Genomic DNA, 21,162 nt, shown 5'->3' with positions numbered 1-21,162 from the left:
CGCGTCCTCAGCCACCCTGGACCGCCGTCACGACCTCGACCACGACACCCTCGGTCAGCACCCGGTCGTGCTCGCTGCGGGGGACCACGACGCCGTCCACGGCCACGGCCACACCGCGGTGGGGGAGGTCGGCGATGAGGTCGGCGACGGAGCTGCCCGCGGGCAGGTCGCGCTGCTTCCCGTTGAGCTGGATCTGCACGGTGGGGTCCTCTGGTGGTGGGTGGGGGTGGCGCCCTCCATCATCCTCCGGCTGCCTGAGGGCGGCAAACAGCGGAGCCGGCGGGCCGGGGCGGGGGCGCGGGGTCAGGAGGCGAAGCGCTCCAGGGTGAAGGGGGTGGCGACGGGCTCGAGATGGGCGTCGTCGACCCAGCCGGCCAGGACGTCGGCCACCAGCGGGGTCAGCAGCACGCCGTTGCGGTACATCCCCACGCCGACGGTGAGCCCGGCCAGCGGGGTGGGTCCGAGGACCGGCGCGTTGTCGGGGGTGGCCGGACGCCACCCCACCCGGCACTCGGACAGCTCGTACTCCGCGGTCACCGGCACCACCTGACGGGCGTCCCGCAGCAGCTCGTACACCCCGCCGGCGGTGACCCGGGCGTCGAAGCCCTGCTCCTCGACGGTGGCCCCGACCACCACCTCGCCGTCGGAGCGCGGCACCAGGTAGACCTCCGAGCCCTGGGTGAAGGCGCGGACGGTGTGGGCCAGGCGGGGCAGCCGGCCGGCGGACAGCCGCAGCACCTGCCCCTTGACGGGGCGCACCGGGAGCTCGAAGGGCAGCCCGTGCCCGCCGGCCCAGGCGCCGGAGGCGATCACGACCTCGTCCGCGGCCAGCAGCTGCCCGTCCTCGGTGCGGACCCCGGTGGCGCGGCCGTCCTCGTGCTCGACCGCGAGCACGGTGCCGGTCACGGTGCGGACCCCGAGCCGCTCGGCGGCGACTCGCAGCGCGGTCCAGAGCCGCCGGTTGTCACAGCTCCAGTCCCGCTCCACCAGCAGGCCGCCTCGCACCGACGGGCCCAGCAGCGGCTCGGCCCCGCGCAGCTCGCGGCTGGTCAGCCAGCGGCAGGGGTGACCGCGGTCGTCCAACCAGCGGCCGAGGTCGCGCAGCCGGGCGGCGTCGTCGGTGCCGCCGGCCACCGACAGCGTGGGGGTGCGGTGCAGCCCCGACGGCAGCCCGGAGACCCGCTCGAGCTCCTCGGCGAAGGTCTCCCAGCGCCGCAGCGAGTCCAGGTTGAGCGCCAGCAGGGCGGTCTCGGTGAACGCGGACTCGGTGAGGGGGGCGAGCATCCCCGCCGCCACACCGGACGCGGCCTGACCGGGGTCACCCGCGACGACCGTGACGTGCTGGCCGCGCTGGGCCAGCCGCCACGCCACCGCGGTCCCGATCAGGCCGCCGCCGACGACGAGGGTGGTGGGCACCGGCTCATCCTAGGGTCGTCGCCCGGGACCAGCCGGGGTGCCTCAGAGGATGGGCCGACCGCCGGTGACGGCCACCCGGGCGCCGGAGATGTAGCTGCCGTCGTCGCTGGCCAGCAGCACGTAGACCGGGGCGAGCTCGGCCGGCTGGCCGACGCGTCCCAGCGGGGTGTCGGTGCCGAACTGCTCCACCTTCTCCTCCGGCATGGTGGAGGGGATCAGCGGCGTCCAGATCGGGCCCGGGGCGACGCTGTTGACCCGGATCCCGCGCTCACCGAGCAGCTGGGCCATGCTCGCGGAGAAGTTGGCGATCGCGGCCTTGGTCATCGCGTAGGGCGCGAGGGTCGGGCTGGGCTGGTCGCTGTTCACCGAGGAGCTGTTGATGATCGAGGCACCGGCCTCCAGGTGCGGCAGCGCGGCCTTGGTGATGTGGAACATGGCCGAGATGTTGGTCGCGACGGTGAAGTCCCACTCCTCGTCGCTGACCTCCTCCAGGGTCTCGTGGGTCATCTGGTAGGCCGCGTTGTTGACCACGATGTCCAGGCCACCGAGCTCGTCGACCGCGCGGCTGACCAGCGAGCGGCAGTGCGCGGGGTCGGAGAGGTCGCCGGGGACCAGGACGGCCTTGCGACCGGCCTGCTCGACGTGCTCGGCGGTGGAGCGGGCGTCCTCGTCCTCGCTGAGGTAGGAGATGACGACGTCGGCGCCCTCGCGGGCGAAGGCGATGGCCACCGCGCGGCCGATGCCGCTGTCGGCACCGGTGATCAGGGCTCGACGGCCCTCGAGCCGGCCGTGTCCGACGTAGCTCTCCTCACCGCAGTCCGGCACCGGGTCCATCTGGGCCTGGGAGCCGGGAGGGGTCTGCTGCTGGCGGGGCTGGTTCACGGGGTGTCCCTTCGTCGTCGTGGGTCGTGCGTGGTGTCGTGCCTCGTGGTGCTGCCTCGCGGCCGGGGACCGACCTGCTCGGACGTCCTCGGCGCGGGCGGCCGGCGAGCCGGTGCCCCTCGTCCCTGGAGGCGTCGTCCGCCCGAGGAGCCTGGTCGGTGTCCTCGTCCCCGTCGCCGCACCCGCGGCGGCGGCCTCCTCGCGCGTCGACAGAGGGCTACCCAGCCCCGCCCGGAGGAAACGGGGCGACACCCGGCCCGGACTAGGCTGGCGTCCATGACGGCTCTGAGAGGCGTGGACAGCCGGTTGCGGTCGGCCCGGCTGTACCTGTGCACCGACACCCGCTCCCAGCAGGGCGACTTCGAGGACTTCGCCGCGGAGGTGTTCGCCGGTGGCGTGGACATCCTGCAGGTGCGCGAGAAGGGCCTGGACCCCGAGCGGGAGCTGGAGGTGCTGCAGCAGGCCCGCCGGGCCGCCGCCGCCACCTCCGGCCTGGTCAGCGTCAACGACGACCCGGTGCTGGGCGGACGCTTCGCCACCGACGTGCTCCACCTGGGCCAGACCGACGGCGCAGCGGCCGAGGCGCGTCGCCACCTGCACCGCTGGGCGGTGATCGGGCGCTCCACCCACACCCCGGAGCAGCTGCAGGAGGCGGTGGAGGACCCCGACGTGGACTACTTCTGCACCGGCCCGGTCTGGGCCACCCCGACCAAGCCCGACTACGTGCCCGCCGGCCTGGAGCTGGTCCGGGCCGCGGCCGCGACCGCGCCGCCGCAGCGGGCCGGCAGCAAGCCGTGGTTCGCCATCGGCGGGATCGACCTGGAGAACCTGGACGAGGTGCTGGCGGCCGGGGCCCGGCGGGTGGTCGTGGTCCGCGCGATCACCGAGGCCGACGACCCGCGGGCTGCGGCCCGGGCGCTGCGGACCCGGCTCAACGAGGCCTGGCGCGAGGACCCCGGGATGGCCGCGGCCGGTCCCGGTCTCAGCGGCACCCCGCGCCCGCTGGGGAGGCGGGCGGAGTGAGCCAGAGCCCTCCGACCACCCGCCGCGGACCGCGCGTCCTCGCGGCGGTGGTGGGGGTGGTGCTGCTGCTGGTCGCGGCCATGACCGGGTTGGACCTGAGCGGCGCCGGGCAACCCGACCCGTCGGGCCCCGGAGCGCCCACGACGTCCGCCGCGCCCCCGGCCGGGCCGTCGACCGCGCCCCCGGGCGCCGACCAGCGCGACCAGGAGCAGGTCGGCACCGACCTCGACCCCGAGACGGGGCTGCCCTGGGTGCCGCTGGACCAGCTGCCCCCGGAGGCGGCCGAGGTGGTCGGGCTGATCGAGGCCGGCGGTCCCTTCCGCCACGAGCAGGACGGGCGCACCTTCAACAACTTCGAGGGGCTGCTGCCGGAGCAGCCCCGCGGCTGGTACCGCGAGTACACCGTGCCCACCCCCGGGGAGGACGACCGCGGCGCCCGCCGGATCGTGACCGGGGACCAGGACCGCATCCTGTTCTGGACCGCGGACCACTACGAGTCCTTCGAGCGGATCCTGCGGTGAGCGACCCGGCCTCCCTGCTCGAGGGCACCGACCGGGCCGCCGTGGTGCGCGCCCTCGGGGCGCCGCAGGAGGTGGCCGAGGAGCTGGCGCTCGTCGGTTGGACGGTCGCCTGGCTACCGCCGGTCACCGACCTCGACGCCTTCTACGCGGCGCTGGGGGAGGTGCTCGGGCGACGCCACCTGGGCGCCAACCTGGACGCGCTCTGGGACGTCCTGGGCGACCTCACCGCGCCGACGGTGCTGCTCTGGCCGGGGTGGGACGAGCTCGCCGTGGCCGATCCGCGGGGGACGGCCCGGCTGCTGCGGGTGCTGGAGCAGCGTGCCGCGGACCCTGGTCTCGCACCGGTCGCCACCGTGCTGCTGTAGCCGGCGACCCGGCGACCCGGCGCCGTCAGTGGTCGCGGCGCAGGGCGGCGTGGGCCAGCCGCTCCAGGGCGGTGCGCCCGGCGGGGTGCAGGTCGCCCTCGTCCAGGGCGGCCAGGCCCCGCTCGCCGTGCTCCTCGATCAGGGCGTCCACCCGGGCTCGGGCGCCGCTGGACTCGATCAGCCCGCGGGCCTGCTGCACCCCGTCGGCGTCCAGGCCGGGGTCGCCGACCAGCACGTCCAGCCGGGCCAGCGCCGGTCCGGTGAGGCGGGCCCGGGTCTCGGCCAGCAGCAGGGTCTGCTTGCCCTCGCGGAGGTCGTCCCCGGCCGGCTTGCCGGTCACCGCCTCGTCGCCGAAGACCCCGAGCTCGTCGTCGCGGAACTGGAAGGCGCGCCCGACGTGGCTGCCGTAGGCCTCCAGCGCCCGGCGCAGCGGTCGCTCCGGCACCCCGTGCAGCATCGCGCCCAGCTCCAGCGGACGGGTGACGGTGTAGCGGGCGGCCTTGTACTCCACCACCCGGTGCGCCCGGTCCACCGCGGCCTGCGGGTCGCCGTCCAGCGGGCTGAACGAGGCGGTCACGTCGAGGAACTGCCCGCTGGCCACCTCGGTGCGCATCTGGTGCGCGACCAGCCGGGCCAGCCCCGCCTGGTCGCTGCCGAAGTGCTGCAGCGCGACGTCCAGCATCTCCGCCGACCACATCAGCAGCAGGTCCCCGAGCAGCACCGCACCGGCCTGGCCGAGCGCTGCCGGGGAGCCCCGCCAGCCCGACGCCCGGTGCCGGGCCTCCAGCTGGCGGTGCGCGGCGGGTACCCCGCGACGCGTGTCGGAGCCGTCCATCAGGTCGTCGTGGACCAGCGCGCTGACGTGCAGCAGGTCCAGGCTGGCGGCTGCGGCCAGCACCTGCCGGTCGTCGGGGTCACCGCCGGCGGCGGCGTGGCCCCACAGGCAGAACGCCGGCCGGAGCCGCTTGCCGCCGCCGACGAAGGTGCGGGCCAGCTCGAGCACCGGCTCCAGCTCGGGGCCGACCTGCTCGAGCTCGTACCCCTGCCGGTCGAGGAAGTCGGTGAGCACCGCGTCGACCGCCCGTCGGAAGCCGGCCGACAGCGGGTCCTCGGGGTCGGCGACGAAGCCGTGCGCGACGTCCGTCGTCCACACGAACCCGGGCTCTGGGACGTTGACCACGGACTGAGCGTACGCAGGATCGTTCGGGGGCGCTGCCTAGGGTTGAGTCCATGCCCGTCCGTCGTCTGACGCCCCAGCAGCCGTCCGTGGGGGACCTGCTGGCCACCGCCGAGCGCCCCCTCGTCTCCTTCGAGCTGTTCCCCGCGCGCAACGACGAGGAGCAGACGGTGCTGTGGCGGACGGTGCGGGAGCTCGAGGCCCTCGGCCCGGACTTCGTCTCGGTCACCTACGGGGCCTCCGGCTCCACCCGCGACCGCACCGTGGGCGCCACCGAGGCGATCGCCCGCCACACCACCCTGCGCGCGATGGCCCACCTGACCTGCGCCTCCCAGACGCGCGCCGAGCTGCGCCACACCATCGGTGCCTACGCCGACGTCGGCATCCGCAACGTGCTGGCCATCCGCGGCGACATGCCGGGCGGGCCGAGCGTCCCCTTCGAGACCCACCCCGGCGGGCTGGCCAACGCCACCGAGCTGGTGGCCCTGGTCCGCGAGCTCGGCGACTTCTGCGTCGGGGTGGCCGCCTTCCCCGACCTGCACCCACAGGCCCGCGACGCCGACCTCGACGCCCGGGTGCTGGTGGAGAAGGCCCGGGCCGGGGCCAGCTTCGCCATCACCCAGCTCTTCTTCACCACCGAGCGCTACGTCGACCTGGTCCGCCGGGTCCGTGACCTCGGCTGCGACCTGCCGATCGTCCCCGGCATCATGCCGGTCACCCGGCTCGGTCAGATCAAGCGCTTCGCCGAGCTCTCCGGCGCGGACCTGCCCGGGTGGGTGGTGGACCGGCTGAACGCCGTCGGCGAGGACCCGAAGGAGGTGCGTCGGGCCGGCATCGACATCGCCACCGAGCTCTGCGAGGAGCTGCTCGAGTTCGGCGTGCCGGGGCTGCACTTCATCACCATGAACCGCTCCCAGGCCACCCGCGACATCCACCGGCGGCTGCTGTCCGGCCGGGCGGCGGACCGGCTGCGGGGCACCGGGGCCCGGCAGGACGCGGTCACCACGGCCTGATGCACCCGGCCCCACCAGCCGACAGCGTGCTCGCGGCGACCGTCGGGGCCTGACTCAGCGGGCGGTGTCGGGGCGCCAGCGACCGGAGCCGGGGCCGACGTCCACGGTGACCAGGCGCTGGGTCGGCCGGGTCAGGGCGACGTACAGCACGCGGGAGCCACCGGAGTGCTCGGCCACGATGTCGTCGGGGGAGAGCACCACGACCGCGTCGTACTCCAGCCCCTTGGCCTCCAGCGCGGTGAGCAGAGCCACCCGTGGGGCCAGCCCGTCCAGGCCCGGCAGCAGCGCGGCGTCCACGGCCTGCAGCCGTGACGGCGGGCAGACCACACCGATGGTGCCCTCGACCTGCTCGCCGAGCCGGCGCACCAGGGCGGCCACCTCCTCGCCGAGACGCTCCTCCGTCACCCGCAGCAGCTCGGGCTCGATGCCGGTGGAGCGGACGGCGGTGGGCAGGTCGGCGTCGGGGAAGTCGCGGGCCACCACGGCGCTGGCCAGCGCGAACACCTCCGACGGGCTGCGGTAGTTGGTGCTCATCCTGAACCGTCGCACCGGTGCGGAGCCGATCAGGTCCTCCAGCGCCCGGGCGTACTCGGCCGGGTTCGGCCAGGACGACTGGGCGGTGTCGCCGACGATCGTCCAGGACGCCTGGCTGCCGCGCCGGCGCAGCATCCGCCACTGCATCGGGGTGATGTCCTGGGCCTCGTCGACCAGCACGTGGGCGTAGCGCTCGTGCGGGTCGGCGCCGGGGTCGACCTCGAGGGCCGGGCGGTACCGGTCGGCGGTGGTGACCAGCTCGGAGATGTCGGTGCCCTGGGTCAGGAAGAGCGTCGGGTCCTCCTCGACCTCGATCGGCGCCGGGCCGATGATGGCCACCAGCTCGTCCAGCAGCGCACCGTCGGCCACCGACCAGACCGGGCGGGCCGGGTCCAGTCCGGCGTAGCTCCCCGACAGGGCGCGCTGCTCGGCCTGGTCCAGCCGGCCACCGGCGACCCGTGCCAGCAGCGCCGGGTCGCCCAGCCGCAGCAGCACCGCGCGGGCGTCCAGCGGGGGCCACCAGGCGTGCAGGAACATCGTCCAGGACGCCTGGTCGGTGACCAGGTCGTCGAAGACGGCCCGCTCGACGTCGACCTCGCCGTCCAGCTGCTGCCAGAGGGCGTCCAGCAGGGCCTTCTCCGCCGCCGGGCGGGAGCTGTTGATCTTGTGGTGGCGCAGCACCTCGGTGCGGATCCGGGTCAGCTGGGCCTCGCGCAGGGTGAGCACCTCGCCCTTGATGCTGACCCGCAGCTCCAGCGGGCCGGTGACCCAGGGCTCGTCGGCCAGGCGGCGCAGCACCGGCAGCATCCGCAGCGAGCCCTTGACCACGGCGGCGGCCGCCGGGTCGACCCGCTCGCCGCGGAGGTCGACCACGTCGGAGGCGACGGTGCCGACGGAGCGCAGGGTGACGGAGTCCTCGCCGAGGGAGGGCAGCACCCGCTCGATGTAGTTCATGAACACCCGGCTGGGACCGACCACCAGCACGCCGCCGCGCTCGAAGCGCTTGCGGTGGGAGTAGAGGAGGTAGGCGGCGCGGTGCAGGGCCACCACCGTCTTGCCGGTGCCGGGCCCGCCGCTGATGATCGTGACGCCCTGGTACGGGGCCCGGATCGCCTCGTCCTGCTCGCCCTGGATGGTGGCCACGATGTCGCGCATCTGGGGGCCGCGGGCCCGGGACAACGCCGCCATCAGGGCGCCTTCGCCGACCACGACCAGGCCCTCGTCGGCGTTCTCCCCGTCCAGCAGGTCGTCCTCGATGCCGATCACCGTGGTGCCGCGGCTGCGCAGCACCCGGCGGCGGACGATGCCCATCGGGTCGGCCGGGGTGGCCCGGTAGAACGGCTCGGCGGCGCGGGCCCGCCAGTCGATCACCAGCGGCTCGTAGTCGTCGTCGCGGACGCCGATCCGGCCGATGTAGCGCACCTCGGCGTCGTTGCGGTCCAGTCGGCCGAAGACGAGGCCCTCGTGCTCGGCGTCCAGGGTCGCCAGCCGGCGCGCGGCCTGGAAGGCGAACACGTCGCGCTCGTAGAGGCCGGTGCCGTCCTCCTCGCGGACGAAGCTGGTGCGGTCGCTCTGGAACAGCCTGCGTCCCTGGGAGGCGACCTGCTCAGCCGTGCGGGTGGCCTCGGCCAGCCGTGCGTAGACCTGGTCGACGTGAGCCTGCTCGATCGCGATCTCGCGCTCGACCGTGGACTCCGACTCGTGTGACGTCAACGAACCTGCCTCTTCAGCGTTCCCGGAACCTGTCAGCCTCTGGGCGGACGCATCACTCTACCCGGCGCGGCGACCGGTTCGCGCTCGTGGACCGCGTAGGAGGCGAGGGCGCCGGAGAGCAGCACCTGGCTGACGTGGTTGCCGCCCCGGCTGTGCGGGCCCGCGGTCCACAGACCGTCGACGCCGGTGCTGACCGGGGGCATCGACCACCAGCTCGAGGCGCCCCGCCACGCCAGGCCGTACCCGGGGTCGGGGGAGGCGTCGGTGTGGTCGTGCACGCTTTCGACGACCCCCCCGGCGCCCGCGCGGTGGTAGCGCACTACCGGACCGGCCGGGGTGTGCTCGACCAGCTCGGAGACCCCGTGGATGGCCGCCGCGCCGGCATCGCCGGTGTCGAGCAGGCGGTGGTGCAGCGCCGGGGCGAGGGCGGGGCGGGCCCGGCGCAGCCGTAGCCGGTCGGTGGTGCGCAGCGCCCGGGGGGAGAGCGCGAGGTGGTGCCAGGGGTGCAGCGTGGAGACCACCGCGACGTCGGTGAGGTCGCCCTGGTCGGTGCGCAGGGCCCGGACGCGGCCGGCGGCGACGTCCAGGGCGGTGGCGGTGCGTCCGAGGTCGAGGGTGACCCGGCGGAGCCGGAGCCGCTCGCCGAGGAGCTCGACCAGTCGCGAGGGCGCCACCGGCCGCTGGTCGCGGTCCACCAGCACCCAGCGACCGAAGGTGCGGGTGACCACCAGCTCGGCGGCCCGGAAGGCCGGCGTCCGGGCGGGGTCGGAGCCGGCGCGCAGCGCGACCGAGCGGACCAGGGTGGCGAGCCGCTCGTCGCGCAGGTCCTCGGCCAGGTCCGCGACGCTGCGGTCCAGGGCCAGCAGCCGGCGGGAGGTGGGCGTCAGCTGGTTGCGACGTCGCAGCTCCAGCTCCATCCCCAGCGGGCGGAGCACCTGCCAGACCCGGAGCAGGTGGTCCAGCAGGTCGCGCCAGCGGCCGGCGGCCGCGGGCCCGACGGTGGCGCTGAGGGCGGCGTGCTGCTCGGCGCGCTCGGCCGGCAGCACCAGCTCGGTGCCGTCGCGGAGCTGGTGCACCGCCGGCGGACCGGGGACCAGGGCCAGCCCGGCCCGGGTCAGCTCGGCGTCCATGGCCCGGCCGGACTTCTTGAACAGGTCGCGCCAGGGAGCGGGGAACGTCAGCACGCCCGGCAGCGCGTCGACGACCGTGCCCGGGTGTCCCGTCAGCTCCCGGGGGGCGTGGCGGCCGCCGAGCCGGTCGCCCCGCTCCAGCAGCCGGACCGGGTGACCGGCCTTGGCCAACCGGGCTGCGGCCGCCATCCCGGCCAGGGTGGCGCCGACCACGACCACCTCACGGCCCGCGTCCGGGCTCACCGGCGGGCGTCGCGCCAGCGCTGCAGGGCCTGCCAGCCGCGACGGGTGCGCCGGACCAGGAGCACGGCGACCACCACGCCGACCAGCAGCAGCACCCCGGCGACCACGGCGGCCGGCACCGGGAAGAGGAGGGCCAGCGAGGTGAGCCCGACCGCTGCGGTGTCCTCCCCGAGGGAGACCGCGATGTTGCTGGCCGGCTCCGGCGAGGTGTTGACGGCGAGACGGAGACTGGCCTTGACCAGGTGGCTGACCAGCGCGGTCAGGCCGCCGACCGAGGCCAGGGTGACGGTCCAGACGTCCCCCTGGGCGCCGGCCATCAGGGCGCCGATGGCGGCTCCGGCGACCGGGCGGACCACGGTGGAGACGGCGTCCCAGAGCGAGTCGACGTAGGGGATCTTGTCGGCGAAGAACTCCACCAGCGCCAGCACCCCGGCCACGACCAGGACGTCGGTCCGCTCCAGCCCGGCGGGCACCTGGTCCACCCCGAGGAACCGCCCGAGCAGCCCGAGCACCAGCACCGTGGCGTAGGCGTTGAGACCGGAGGCCCAGCCCGAGGTGAAGGCGAGCGGCAGCATCTCCATGCTGGTGAGGGTAGGGCCAGCGGAGGCCGTGGGTGCGGCAGGATGGCCCGGTGGTCGTGACGAGGTCGGTGGGGGACTGGCTGCGGCGTCGCAACGAGCTGCCGCGCAGCGTGCTGGTGCTGGGGGCGATCGCCTTCGCGGTGGCCGTCGGGTTCGGGGTGATGGTGCCGGTGCTGCCGGTCTACGCGCAGAGCTTCGGGGTCGGCACCTTCGAGGCCTCGGCGGTGATCTCCGCCTTCGCGCTGGCCCGGCTGGTGGCCGCCCCTGCGGTGGGTCCGCTGATCGACCGGTTCGGGGAGCGTCCGGTGCTGGTGGTGGGGGTGCTGGTGGTGGCCGCCTCGACCGCGGCGGCGGCCCTGGCCCCCGCCTACTGGCCCTTCCTGGTGCTGCGCGGGGTGGGTGGTCTCGGCTCGGCGATGTTCACCGTGTCGTCGATGACCCTGCTGCTGAACACGGTGCCGGCGGCGCTGCGCGGGCGGGCCGCCGGGTTCTTCCAGGGCGGCTTCCTGCTGGGCGGCATGGCCGGTCCGGCCATCGGCGGCGTGCTCGCCGGGATCTCCCTCACCGCACCCTTCTGGTTCTACTCCGCCACCCTCACCGTGGCCGGGATGATCGGGCTGGTGGTGCTGCGCTCCTCCGGCCGCGACCGCTCGACCGCCTCCGGCGACGACGTCCGCCCGATGAGCGTGGTGCTGGCCGACCCTCGCTACCAGGCGGCCCTGGTGGCCGGTCTGGCCCAGGGCTGGACGTCGTTCGGGGTGCGCTCGGCGCTGGTGCCGCTGCTGGTGGTCGGCGCGCTGGGTCGCGACCCCAGCTGGACCGGGATCGCCTTCGCCGTCTCGGCGGTGGTCCAGACCGCCGCGCTGGCCCCGGTCGGGCGCTTCGTGGACACCGTCGGACGTCGCCCGGCGATGGTGGCCGGTGGGCTCGTCGCCGCTGCGGCGATGACCGGGGTGTCCTTCGCCGGGAACGTGTGGGTGCTGATCGCCGCGCTGGCGGTGTACGGGATCGGTGCGGCGCTGCTCGGCACCGCCCCGGCGGCCGCGGTCGGGGACGCCGCCGGCGGGCGGAGCGGGACGCCGGTCGCGGTCTTCTCGATGGTCAGCGACCTGGGCGCCATCGTGGGTCCGCTGCTGGCCGGGTGGATCGCGGACCAGGGGTCCTACCCGCTGGCCTTCGGGGTGGGGTCGGCCATCTTCGTGCTCGGCTCGGTGCTGGCGCTGCGGATGCCCCCGGGGGTGCCGGGTGCGGCCGAGCCCTCGCCTGCCGCGCCCATCACCCCCGAGGGCCCGTCGCCGGAGGGACCGTCCCCGGAAACCGGGTCGGCGGCTTCCCGGTGACCTGCCACGGTGGCGCTCGAGGAGAGGACCACCGATGACCCGAGACCCGGCCCCCACCATGCTGGCCCGTGCCACGCTGACCGACGCGCTGGAGGTGCTGCGCGCCCTCCAGGACCCGACCCGGCTGCAGCTGCTCGGCGCGGTCGTCGGACGTGCCGCCCTCCCGCACTCCTGCTCGCTGGCCGAGGCGGCGCTGAGGACCGGGCTGCCGGTGCGGACGGTGCTGGAGACCGCCGGCCGGATGCGGGACTCCGGTCTGCTGCGGCTCGACGGCACCACGCTGACCGCCGACCCCACCGTGGTGGACCGTGCGGCGGAGGCGGTGGCGGCGGCGCTGCCGATCGCCCCGGCCCTGGCCGCCACCCCCGGTCTCGCCCGGTGGTTCCGTCGCGGGCGTCTGGTCCGGGTGCCCGACCGGTGGGCCGACCAGGCCGAGCTGGCCGCGGCGCTGGTCACCCTGCTGCCGGGCGGGCGCGACCTGGCCGAGGGCGAGGTGAACCGGCTGCTGGTCGACGTCGGTGACCCGGCCACCCTGCGTCGGCTGCTGGTCGACCACCGGCTGGTGACCCGCGACGCGGCCCTGGTCTACCGCCGCGCTGATCCGGTCCGCCCGGGGTGAGGTCGGTCAGGACCCGCGCCCCAGCGCCCGTCAGCCCGGATACGGGGTCGGGTCACCAGGAGCACGTTCTGACGGTGGGGTCGGTGGCTAGGGTTCCCGGGTGGACGCCGACCGGGACCCGCTGTGGACGTCGGTGCAGCACGTCCTGACCACCTGGGCGCCGGCGGACCGGTCGCAGGACGACCTGCGTCGGGGCTACCTGCGCTGGCTCGAGCGGGAGGGTCCGGCGGCGCTGCGGCGCGACGGCGGCCCGGAGCACCTGACCGCGAGCTGCTACGTGGTCAGCGCCGACCGGCGCCGGGTGCTGCTCTGCTCCCACCGCAAGGGCCGGTTCTGGGTGCAGCTGGGCGGCCACCTCGAACCCGCGGACCGCGACCTGGGCGCCGCCGCGCTGCGTGAGGGGGTGGAGGAGGGCGGGATCGAGGGGCTCCGGCTGGTCGAGGGCGTGCTGGACCTGGACCGCCACGAGCTCTCGGGGGCCTTCGGCCGGTGCCGGGCGCACTGGGACGTCGCCTTCCTCGTCGTCGCGCCCGAGGGCGCGGTGCCGGTGACCAGCGAGGAGAGCGAGGACGTGGCCTGGTTCGAGGTCGACGCCCTCCCGGTCCCGCTGGCCGGCTCGGTCGCCGAGCGGCTGACCCGGCTGCTCACCCACGGCTGAGCCGTCGGAGCCGTCGGGAACCGGTGGACGCGTGCACCGCCCGACCGGGGCGGCGTCGACGCCGCGAGCGCGCACGGGCCGCTCGTCGCGCTGCCGGACCCCGGGCGCGACCGTCGGCGTCTCAGCGACGCAGGTACATCCGGGCGTCCCACCCACCCAGCCTCAGCCCCGCGGAGCCCAGCACCTCCGGCGTCCCGGGCAGGTTGCCCAGCACCAGCCCGGCCCCGACCCAGGTGTCGTCGACCTCCAGCTCGCGGGGCTCGCGGCCGCAGTTGACCGCCACCAGCAACCGCTCGCCGGCGTGCTCGCGGGTGTAGACCCACAGCGTGGGGTCGTCGGGCAGCAGCAGCGTGGTCCGGCCCTCGGCCAGCACCGCCAGCTCGTGCCGCAGCCGGATCAGGGCGCGGTAGTGGTGCAGCACCGAGGTGGGGTCCTCGGCCTGGGCGGCGGCGTTCAGCCAGGTGTGGTTGGGGTTGACCGGCAGCCACGGCTCGCCGGTGGTGAACCCGGCGTGCGGGGAGTCGTCCCACTGCACCGGGGTGCGGGCGTTGTCCCGGCCGACCCGGGCCATCCCGGCCAGCGCGGCCTCCTCGTCCAGACCCTGCTCGAGCACGCGGGCGTGGTAGTTGACCGCCTCGACGTCGCGGTGCTGGTCGGCGGAGGTGAAGGGGAAGTTGGTCATCCCCAGCTCCTCGCCCTGGTAGACGTAGGGCGTCCCGCGGAGCCCGTGCAGCACCGTGCCCAGGGCCTTGGCCGAGGCCTCCCGCCACTGCGGGTCGTCGTCGCCGAAGCGGGAGACCACCCGGGGCTGGTCGTGGTTGTTCCAGTACAGGCTGTTCCAGCCGCGCTCGGCCAGGGCGTCCTGCCAGCGGTGCAGCGACCGCTTGAGGGTGACCAGCTCCACCCCGCGCCAGGCGAACTTGTCCAGCGGGTCGGTGTCGAGGGAGACGTGCTCGAACTGGAACACCATGTCGACCTCGCCGCGGGCGGGGTCGGTGTAGCGGACCGCCTCCTCGGGGGTGACCCCGGGCATCTCGCCGACGGTGAGGAACTGGCCCTCGCGTCCGGCGAACACCTCCCGGGTCATCTCGGCCAGGAACTCGTGGATCCGCGGTCCGTCGGCGAAGAGGGCGAAGGCGTTGCCGTGCTGCTGCCCGGGGGCGGTCGGGGCGTCGGGGAGGCCGGGCACCTTGGAGATGAAGTTGATGACGTCCATCCGGAAGCCGTCGACCCCGCGGTCCAGCCACCACCGCATCATCTCGTGGACCGCGGCCCGGACCTCGGGGTTCTCCCAGTTGAGGTCGGGCTGCTTGCGGTCGAACAGGTGCAGGTAGTACTGACCGGTCCTCTCGTCCAGGTGCCACGCGGGACCGGAGAAGAAGGACCCCCAGTTGTTGGGCTCGGCCCCCGGCTCCCCGGGTGTGGTGCCGGGGCGGGCGTCGCGCCAGACGTACCAGTCGCGCTTCGGGTTCTCCCTGGAGGAGCGGGACTCCAGGAACCACGGGTGCTCGTCGGAGGTGTGGTTGACCACCAGGTCCATCAGCAGCCTGATGCCGCGCTCGTGCACGCCGTCGAGCAGGGCGTCGAGCTGCGCCAGGTCACCGAAGAGCGGGTCGATGTCCTGGTAGTCGCTGATGTCGTAGCCGTTGTCGGCCTGGGGCGAGCGGTGGACCGGGGAGAGCCAGAGCACGTCCACCCCGAGGGTCTGCAGGTGGTCCAGCCGGGCGGTGATCCCACCCAGGTCACCGATGCCGTCGCCGTCGGAGTCGGCGAAGCTGCGGGGGTAGATCTGGTAGACCACCGCCGAGCGCCACCAGGCCGCCTGGTCGTCGGTGCGGGTCGCGTCGTCGCTCATGCCGGGAATCCTGCCAGCGGCCGCTGACAGGATCGGACCCGGCTCGGGGGTGGCGACCGGTGGGGTCCGGCGACCTCGTCGGAGCCGGTGCCGCCAGGACCGCCCCGGGTCCCCGTGGTCAGGGGACGGGGTCGTCCTTGCCGGTCGGCGGGTGGTGACGACGCAGGACGACGAGCGCGTGGGCCGTCACCCAGCACCACCCCGACACCCCGGGCCGGTAGGTGCCCGCCCCGGTCCAGAGGTCGGTGTAGGTCTCCACGACGATCTGCTCGGCCAGCGGGGGCGGGGCGTGGTCGAGGGCCCAGGCGTAGACGGCCGGGCTGGTGAGGTCGTACAGGTCGGCCAGGACGGGCACCCCCCGCTGCTCGTGCAGGACCGCGACCACGGCGGTCACCCGCTCGTCGCTGGCGCTCACCGGCGGGACCGGGTCGGAGGTCGCCGTCGGGGCGGAGGTGGTGCGGGGGAGGTGCCGCGGCAGGTGGAGGGCATGGGGACAGGGGGAGGGGTCGTCATCGAGGTGCCTCTCGTTCCTCGGCGTCTCGGTGCGCATCCGGAGCCGGGGCGGGGGGCCCTGCGGGTAGCGGCTCTGGTCCGCGGCTACTCCGGCTCTCCGGCGAGCTGTGTGACAGCACCGTGATGCTACCCATCCGGCGACGCCCCACCCAGCGGTGGGGCGGCCACCCGGTCCGGGGCGGATCCACAGGCTGTCTTGACGAACTGTCCGAGGCGCGACCTATAGTGGGTCCTGTTCGAACACGAGTTCGATTCAGTGCTTGGGGAAGACCTGGATCCCTCTCCGAACTCATGGGTGCTTCGCGAGCGCCCATGACCGACCGGCCTCGACGCGGGTGGACCTCGACCCCCACCCGCGGCGAGGCCGGTCTCTTCACCGGGTCGAGCAGCAGTTCAGTCGTGGGCCCCGCCGGGGTCCGCTCAGGCCAGGGGAAGTGTGCCGCATGCGTCGTTGTGATGAGCCCGTCGAGGTCCGCCGGGGGATGGTCGCCGGTCGGGAGGGGCCGGCCGAGTTCGAGTGGCGCGGGCGGCGGTGGCTGGTCCACCAGCTGCAGGAGTCCTGGGTGCAGACCGTCGACTGGTGGGACTCCGCCGACGTCCGGTCCGCGCGCGGCGAGCAGCTCGACGACACCGACGCCGAGCCCGCCGGCGACCTCCTCGTGGAGGAGGAGGTGTGGCGCGTGGAGGCCGGCTGGCAGCAGCGCGGCCAGCGCGGTGAACCGGGGGTCTACGAGCTGGCCCACCGCTGGTCCGACGGCCGGTGGCGGCTGCAGGCGGTGCTCGACTGATGGACGACCCCTTCGTGCACCTCCGGGTCGCCTCGGGCTACTCGCTGCGCCACGGCGCCTCCCACCCCGCCGCCCTGGTGCGGGCGGCCGCCGAGGCCGAGATGGACACCCTCGCCCTCACCGACCGCGACGGGCTCTACGGCGCCGTCCGCTTCGCCGGGGCCTGCCTGCAGACCGGCATCGCACCGGTGCTGGGGGTCGACCTCGCCGTCCCGCCCGAGCTGGTGGACGCCCCGCCGCAGGCCACCCGGACCCGCCAGCCGGTGCGCGGTGGCGCGGTCCGCGACGCCGGGCTGCCCCGGGTGGTGGTGCTGGCCTCCTCCCCGGCCGGCTGGGGGCGGCTCTGCCGGCTGGTCTCGGCCACCCACCTCTCCGGTCAGCGTGGGGAGCCGGTGTGCAGCACGGCCCTGCTGGCCGAGCACGCCGCCTCCGGGGACCTGGTGGTGCTGCTGGGCGGGGACTCCGAGCTCGGCCGGCTGGTGGCCGAGGGGCGCGACGGGGCGGCGGAGGAGTCGCTGCGGCGGTGGCGGCTGCGGCTGGCCCCCGGTCAGCTGGTGCTGGCCGCCACCTCGCACCGGATGCCCGGTCGCGGGGTCGGCTCCCTCAGCCAGGCCGCCCGGATGGTCGCCATGGCCGACCACCACCGGGTCCCGGTCGTGCTGACCAACGCGGTCCGGATGGCCGAGCGGCGGCTGGCCCCCACCCTCGACGTCCTCGACTCCGCCCGCCGGCTGGTGCCGCTGAGCTCGCGCAACGTCGACCGGCGCAACGCCGAGGGCTACCTCAAGACCGGCAAGGAGATGCTGGAGGTCGCGCACGAGGTGGCGGCCCGGGCCGGGCGCGACGAGCGCGGGGCGGGGCGGCTGGTGGCCGACACCCGCCAGCTGGCCCTGCGCTGCCGGCTCGACCCGCGGGCCGACCTCGGCCTGGGGTCGGTCCACCTCCCCGAGCTGGAGGTGCTGGACGTCGACGCCTCGGGGGTGCGGCGCTCCGGTGCGCCGGTGGGCGAGCTGGGCATGCAGGTGCTGCGCGACCGCTGCGAGGCCGGGCTGGCCGGGCGCTACGGCTCCGCCGACCAACGGGTCCGCCGGCGGCTGGAGGACGAGCTGGCCACCATCGCCTCGATGGGTTACGCCTCCTACTTCCTCACCGTGGCCGACGTGGTGACCATGATCAAGGCGATGGGGGTGCGCTGCGCGGCCCGCGGGTCCGGTGCCGGCAGCCTGGTCAACTACCTGCTGGGCATCTCCGGCATCGACCCGCTGCGCCACGGCCTGCTGATGGAGCGCTTCCTCTCCCCGCTGCGCCAGGCCCTGCCCGACATCGACCTCGACGTGGAGTCCGCCCGCCGTCTCGACATCTACCGCCAGGTGCTGGCCACCTTCGGCGGTGAGCGGGTGGCCTGCGTGGCGATGATGGACACCTACCGGGTCCGCCACGCCGTCCGCGACGTGGGGGCCGCGCTCAGCCTGCCCCCGGCCGAGGTGGACGCCATCGCCAAGGCCTTCCCCCACGTCCGCGCCCGCGACGCCCGGGCGGCCCTGCGCGACCTCCCCGAGCTCCGCGCCGCCGGGCTGGGGGAGCGTCGGCTGGAGGTGCTGTTCTCCCTGGTGGAGTCCCTGGACGGGCTGCCGCGGCACGTCGCCCTGCACCCCTGCGGGATCCTGCTCAGCGACGCCACCCTGCTGGACCGCACCCCGGTCGAGGCCAGCCACGACGGGTTCCCGATGAGCCAGTTCGACAAGGACGACGTGGAGGAGATGGGCTTCCTCAAGCTGGACCTGCTGGGGATCCGGATGCAGTCCTCGATGGCCCACGCGGTCAGCGAGATCTCCCGCACCGAGGGCGTCGAGGTGGACGTGGACGCGCTCAGCCCCTTCGACGACGAGCCCACCTACGACATGATCGGCAAGGCGGCCACGCTGGGCTGCTTCCAGATCGAGTCCCCGGGTCAGCGCGAGCTGGTCGGCAAGTTCGGGCCCAGCACCTTCGACGACATCATCATCGACATCTCGCTGTTCCGGCCCGGTCCGGTCAAGAGCGAGATGGTGACCCCCTTCCTGGAGGCCCGCCAGGGCTGGCGCGAGCCGGTCTACCCCCACCCGGACCTGGAGCCGTTCCTGGCCCCGACCGGGGGCGTGGTGGTCTTCCACGAGCAGGTGATCCAGATCATCTCCGTGATGACCGGCTGCACCCTGGCCGAGGGGGACGAGAAGCGCCGCGCCCTGGGCGACCGCGAGGGCCAGCGCGAGACCCGCGCCTGGTTCGAGCACCGGGCCCGGCGACGCGGCTACGACGAGGCGGTGATCGCCCGGATCTGGGCGGTGCTGGAGGCCTTCGCCTCGTTCGGGTTCTGCAAGGCCCACGCGGCGGCGTTCGCCCTGCCCACCTACCAGTCGGCCTGGCTGAAGGCCCACTGGCCGGCGCACTTCCTGGCCGGGGTGCTCACCCACGACCCGGGCATGTACCCCAAGCGGCTGATCCTGGAGGAGGCCCGGCGGCTCGGGGTGGCGATCCTGGGGCTGGACGTCAACGAGAGCCGTGACGTCTACCGGGTGGAGCAGATGAGCCGGCTGGACGAGCCGCCGCCCTCGGTGCTGGGGCAGCCCTCGCGGCTGGCCCCCGGCGACGGGCTGCCCGACGGGCGGCCGTGGGGGATCCGGATCTCGCTGGCCGACGTGTCAGGCATCTCCGAGTCCGAGGTGGCCTCGATCATCGCCGGGCAGCCGTACCACTCGGTCTCGGACTTCTGGTTCCGGGCCCGGGTCAGCCACTCGGTGGCCGAGCGGCTGGTGCTGGCCGGGGGCTTCGACTCCCTCTACGGCATCGGCTCCACCCTCGGTGTGCGCCGGCGCCAGAAGGTGACCCGGCGGGACCTGCTGCTGGCCGTGGCCGACCTGCAGCGCAACGACTCCGCCGACGCCCGGACCCGCAGCCGGGCGCGGGGGCTGCGCCGGGCCAGCCTGCCCACCCAGGCACACGCCGCGCTGTCCGCCGGCGACCCCGCGGCCCGGGCCGGCCGCCAGTCCCGGGCGGCGGCGCAGGTGCAGGAGCAGGACGTCCAGCTGCCGCTGGACTTCACCGACCCCGAGGAGGCCTCGGACGCCCCCGACACCCTGTGGGCGGAGGAGGGGGAGCCGGAGGCGCTGGACCCCGCCCCCGGGCCCGACCGCTTCCCCGACGCCCACCTGGTGGCCTCCGGGCTGCCGGAGCTCACCGAGGCCGAGCGGGTCCGGGCCGAGCTCAACATCCTCGGCCTGGACGTCTCCCGGCACGTGGTCGAGTTCTACCGCCCGCTGCTGATCGCGCTCGGGGTCTGCGACGCGGCCGACCTGCTGAAGGCCCGCAGCCGCAGCGAGCTGCTGGTGGCCGGGGTCAAGGTGGCCACCCAGACGCCGCCGGTGCGGTCGGGACGCCGGGTGGTCTTCCTGACCCTGGACGACTCCACCGGACCGCTGGACGCCACCTTCTTCGAGGACGCCCAGGGCCACTACGCCGGCACCGTGTTCTCCTCCTGGATGCTGGTGGTCCGCGGGGTGCTGCGGCGCACCGGTCCGCGCGGGGTCTCGCTGCGGGCCACCGGCTGCTGGGACCTGCAGCAGCTGCACCAGGTCTGGCAGGAGGCCCAGCTCGGTGGCGCGGACCCCGAGGCCGCCCTGGACGCCGTGCGTGCCGTGATCGCGGACTCACCCGACCTGTCCCGCACCGCCTGGCAGCAGGAGCGGGAGGCGCAGGAGCCGACGACGGCCGACGACGACGGCCGCTCCCGGGCCGGTGGCATGGGTCAGCGACGGGTGCTGGTGCACGCCAGCGGCTTCCGCCAGTCGCCCTACGCCGACATCAAGCCGGCGGGTGAGTCCTCGGACAGCCAGCTGCGCAAGCTCTGGCACACCAGCTCGGGGAGCTCGGGCCGGTGAGCGCGGTCACCCGATCTGAACCCGACCCCGGGCAACTAGGGTGGGGCGCACTCGGTTTGGAGCCGAGGCGATCGAGGAGGTCAGATGGCGGAGTCGAGGCGTCGCGGGTCGGTGGCGCAGAGCTTCCTCACCGACCTGCTGGACGGTCAGCTCGCCGACTGGCTGACCGGCGACCACCGGCCCGGGGCCAGCGTGGTGGACATCGGTGGCGGCACCGGCGGGCTCGCGGTGGCGCTGGCGACGCGGGGTCACATGATCACCGTGGTCGACCCCAGCCCGGACGCCCTGGCGGCGCTGCAGCGGCGGGCGGCCGAGGCCGACCTGACCGACTACATCACCGGGCTCCAGGGCGACACCGCCGACCTCTCCAGCCTCTTCGGGGCCTCCTCGGTGGACGTGGTGCTCTGTCACCGGGTGCTGGAGCTGCTCCCCGACCCCCGGCAGGCCCTGGCCGACATCGCCGAGGTCCTGGACCAGCGCGGGGCGCTCAGCCTGCTCGTCGCCCAGCGCCACCCCGTGGTGCTCAGCCAGGCGGTGGCCGGTGACTTCGCCCACGCCCGCCGCACCTGGGCCGACCCGCACCTGCTCGACCGGGCCCGTGTCGTGGACCTGCTCACCGGGGCCGGCTGGACGGTCCAGGACGTGCACGGGATCGGCGCCGTCTCCGAGCAGGTGCCCGAGCGCCACCTGGAGCGACCGGACCGCTTCGAGGAGCTGCTCCGCCTGGAGCGCGAGGTCAGCCAGGACCCGGCCTTCGCCTCGCTGGCGCCCTGGGTGCACGTCTTCGCCATCCGCGGCTGAGCCGACCCGCCCGGGCGGCCCTGCCGGTGCCGCCCGCCGCACCGGGCCGACCGGTCGCACCGGCGGAGGTGCG

The 21,162-nt window shown here is 75.0% G+C and carries 19 protein-coding genes; 10 read left to right on the top strand and 9 right to left on the bottom strand.

The features are described 5' to 3' along the window. Nucleotides 1–7 precede the first annotated feature (7 nt). The 3 genes from thiS to BLT52_RS18265 all read right to left on the bottom strand — a co-directional run bounded on the left by thiS (nucleotide 8) and on the right by BLT52_RS18265 (nucleotide 2,298). Entirely contained in the window at nucleotides 8–199 is a 192-nt protein-coding gene (gene thiS, locus BLT52_RS18275) for a sulfur carrier protein ThiS (protein ID WP_090595514.1), read from the bottom strand. Nucleotides 200–303: 104 nt separating this feature from the next. Further along, nucleotides 304–1,416 carry a glycine oxidase ThiO gene (gene thiO / locus BLT52_RS18270; protein ID WP_090595513.1) on the bottom strand — a complete coding sequence of 371 codons (1,113 nt, stop codon included), beginning with the start codon at nucleotides 1,414–1,416 and terminating at the stop codon, nucleotides 304–306. Between the two features lie 42 nt (nucleotides 1,417–1,458). Next, the gene (locus tag BLT52_RS18265) at nucleotides 1,459–2,298 is read right to left on the bottom strand and encodes a glucose 1-dehydrogenase (protein ID WP_269457572.1); all 840 of its coding nucleotides are present in this window, start codon (nucleotides 2,296–2,298) and stop codon (nucleotides 1,459–1,461) included. A 276-nt stretch (nucleotides 2,299–2,574) separates the two neighbouring features. Between BLT52_RS18265 and thiE the strand changes: the two genes are divergently transcribed. From thiE to BLT52_RS18250, 3 genes are read left to right on the top strand one after another with little or no spacing between them, the layout of a single operon-like run. After that, the gene (gene thiE / locus BLT52_RS18260) at nucleotides 2,575–3,321 is read left to right on the top strand and encodes a thiamine phosphate synthase (protein WP_090595512.1); all 747 of its coding nucleotides are present in this window, start codon (nucleotides 2,575–2,577) and stop codon (nucleotides 3,319–3,321) included. Then, complete coding sequence (locus tag BLT52_RS18255) at nucleotides 3,318–3,842, top strand: ribonuclease domain-containing protein (RefSeq protein ID WP_231946387.1); 525 nt, start codon at nucleotides 3,318–3,320, stop codon at nucleotides 3,840–3,842. Before thiE ends, BLT52_RS18255 begins: the two co-directional genes overlap by 4 nt. Continuing rightward, nucleotides 3,839–4,207 carry a barstar family protein gene (locus tag BLT52_RS18250; RefSeq protein ID WP_157677204.1) on the top strand — a complete coding sequence of 123 codons (369 nt, stop codon included), beginning with the start codon at nucleotides 3,839–3,841 and terminating at the stop codon, nucleotides 4,205–4,207. The genes BLT52_RS18255 and BLT52_RS18250 overlap by 4 nt, the downstream gene beginning before the upstream one ends. Before the next feature lie 25 nt (nucleotides 4,208–4,232). Here the strand turns inward: BLT52_RS18250 and BLT52_RS18245 are convergent, their stop codons facing one another. Next, entirely contained in the window at nucleotides 4,233–5,387 is a 1,155-nt protein-coding gene (locus BLT52_RS18245; protein ID WP_231946386.1) for a polyprenyl synthetase family protein, read from the bottom strand. 50 nt (nucleotides 5,388–5,437) lie between these two features. On the opposite strand from BLT52_RS18245, the gene metF reads away from it, so the two are divergent. Continuing rightward, entirely contained in the window at nucleotides 5,438–6,397 is a 960-nt protein-coding gene (metF, locus tag BLT52_RS18240) for a methylenetetrahydrofolate reductase [NAD(P)H] (RefSeq protein ID WP_090595508.1), read from the top strand. A gap of 54 nt (nucleotides 6,398–6,451) precedes the next feature. Here metF and BLT52_RS18235 read toward each other — a convergent pair whose 3' ends face one another. The 3 genes from BLT52_RS18235 to BLT52_RS18225 are packed head-to-tail and all read right to left on the bottom strand — an operon-like array spanning nucleotide 6,452 to nucleotide 10,598. Further along, nucleotides 6,452–8,644, bottom strand: coding sequence for a HelD family protein (locus BLT52_RS18235; protein ID WP_090595507.1), 2,193 nt, complete (start codon nucleotides 8,642–8,644; stop codon nucleotides 6,452–6,454). A 32-nt stretch (nucleotides 8,645–8,676) separates the two neighbouring features. Then, on the bottom strand, nucleotides 8,677–10,017 hold the full coding sequence (locus BLT52_RS18230) for an NAD(P)-binding protein (protein WP_090595505.1): 1,341 nt from the start codon (nucleotides 10,015–10,017) through the stop codon (nucleotides 8,677–8,679). Next, nucleotides 10,014–10,598 (bottom strand): DUF4126 domain-containing protein, encoded by a 585-nt coding sequence (locus BLT52_RS18225; protein ID WP_090595504.1) that lies wholly within the window; start codon nucleotides 10,596–10,598, stop codon nucleotides 10,014–10,016. The genes BLT52_RS18230 and BLT52_RS18225 overlap by 4 nt, the downstream gene beginning before the upstream one ends. A gap of 50 nt (nucleotides 10,599–10,648) precedes the next feature. Here BLT52_RS18225 and BLT52_RS18220 point away from each other — a divergent pair, with 50 nt between their 5' ends. From BLT52_RS18220 to BLT52_RS18210, 3 genes are all read left to right on the top strand, one after another. Beyond that, nucleotides 10,649–11,938, top strand: coding sequence for an MFS transporter (locus BLT52_RS18220; protein ID WP_231946385.1), 1,290 nt, complete (start codon nucleotides 10,649–10,651; stop codon nucleotides 11,936–11,938). 34 nt (nucleotides 11,939–11,972) lie between these two features. After that, nucleotides 11,973–12,557, top strand: a complete 585-nt coding sequence (locus BLT52_RS21285) for a DUF2087 domain-containing protein (protein WP_090595502.1) — start codon at nucleotides 11,973–11,975, stop codon at nucleotides 12,555–12,557. Between the two features lie 100 nt (nucleotides 12,558–12,657). After that, nucleotides 12,658–13,215, top strand: coding sequence for an NUDIX domain-containing protein (locus tag BLT52_RS18210; RefSeq protein WP_197679103.1), 558 nt, complete (start codon nucleotides 12,658–12,660; stop codon nucleotides 13,213–13,215). A gap of 121 nt (nucleotides 13,216–13,336) precedes the next feature. On the opposite strand, the gene BLT52_RS18205 is transcribed toward BLT52_RS18210, so the two are convergent. Both BLT52_RS18205 and BLT52_RS18200 read right to left on the bottom strand, forming a co-directional pair. Further along, nucleotides 13,337–15,070, bottom strand: a complete 1,734-nt coding sequence (locus tag BLT52_RS18205; protein ID WP_090595501.1) for an alpha-glucosidase — start codon at nucleotides 15,068–15,070, stop codon at nucleotides 13,337–13,339. A gap of 118 nt (nucleotides 15,071–15,188) precedes the next feature. Further along, nucleotides 15,189–15,485 carry an RNA polymerase sigma factor gene (locus BLT52_RS18200; protein WP_090595499.1) on the bottom strand — a complete coding sequence of 99 codons (297 nt, stop codon included), beginning with the start codon at nucleotides 15,483–15,485 and terminating at the stop codon, nucleotides 15,189–15,191. Between the two features lie 541 nt (nucleotides 15,486–16,026). Between BLT52_RS18200 and BLT52_RS18195 the strand changes: the two genes are divergently transcribed. From BLT52_RS18195 to BLT52_RS18185, 3 genes are all read left to right on the top strand, one after another. Then, nucleotides 16,027–16,371, top strand: coding sequence for a DUF6504 family protein (locus tag BLT52_RS18195; protein WP_197679102.1), 345 nt, complete (start codon nucleotides 16,027–16,029; stop codon nucleotides 16,369–16,371). Continuing rightward, nucleotides 16,371–20,288: a DNA polymerase III subunit alpha gene (locus BLT52_RS18190; protein ID WP_090595496.1), complete on the top strand. Its 3,918-nt coding sequence runs from the start codon at nucleotides 16,371–16,373 to the stop codon at nucleotides 20,286–20,288. The genes BLT52_RS18195 and BLT52_RS18190 overlap by 1 nt, the downstream gene beginning before the upstream one ends. Nucleotides 20,289–20,372: 84 nt before the next feature. Then, entirely contained in the window at nucleotides 20,373–21,089 is a 717-nt protein-coding gene (locus BLT52_RS18185; protein ID WP_090595495.1) for a methyltransferase domain-containing protein, read from the top strand. Nucleotides 21,090–21,162: the final 73 nt, after the last annotated feature.

Origin of the sequence: Auraticoccus monumenti, from assembly GCF_900101785.1 — a bacterium.
GTDB classification, from domain to species: Bacteria; Actinomycetota; Actinomycetes; order Propionibacteriales; family Propionibacteriaceae; genus Auraticoccus; species Auraticoccus monumenti.
This window is presented reverse-complemented; position numbering and strand designations above follow the sequence as displayed.

Excerpts from the sequence above, each read along its gene's own strand:
- thiE (WP_090595512.1), top strand. The coding sequence starts at position 2,575 with ATGACGGCTCTGAGAGGCGTGGACAGCCGGTTGCGGTCGGCCCGGCTG.
- metF (WP_090595508.1), top strand. The coding sequence starts at position 5,438 with ATGCCCGTCCGTCGTCTGACGCCCCAGCAGCCGTCCGTGGGGGACCTG.
- BLT52_RS18195 (WP_197679102.1), top strand. The coding sequence starts at position 16,027 with ATGCGTCGTTGTGATGAGCCCGTCGAGGTCCGCCGGGGGATGGTCGCC.
- BLT52_RS18225 (WP_090595504.1), bottom strand. The coding sequence starts at position 10,598 with ATGGAGATGCTGCCGCTCGCCTTCACCTCGGGCTGGGCCTCCGGTCTC.
- BLT52_RS18205 (WP_090595501.1), bottom strand. The coding sequence starts at position 15,070 with ATGAGCGACGACGCGACCCGCACCGACGACCAGGCGGCCTGGTGGCGC.
- BLT52_RS21285 (WP_090595502.1), top strand. The coding sequence starts at position 11,973 with ATGACCCGAGACCCGGCCCCCACCATGCTGGCCCGTGCCACGCTGACC.
- BLT52_RS18190 (WP_090595496.1), top strand. The coding sequence starts at position 16,371 with ATGGACGACCCCTTCGTGCACCTCCGGGTCGCCTCGGGCTACTCGCTG.
- BLT52_RS18185 (WP_090595495.1), top strand. The coding sequence starts at position 20,373 with ATGGCGGAGTCGAGGCGTCGCGGGTCGGTGGCGCAGAGCTTCCTCACC.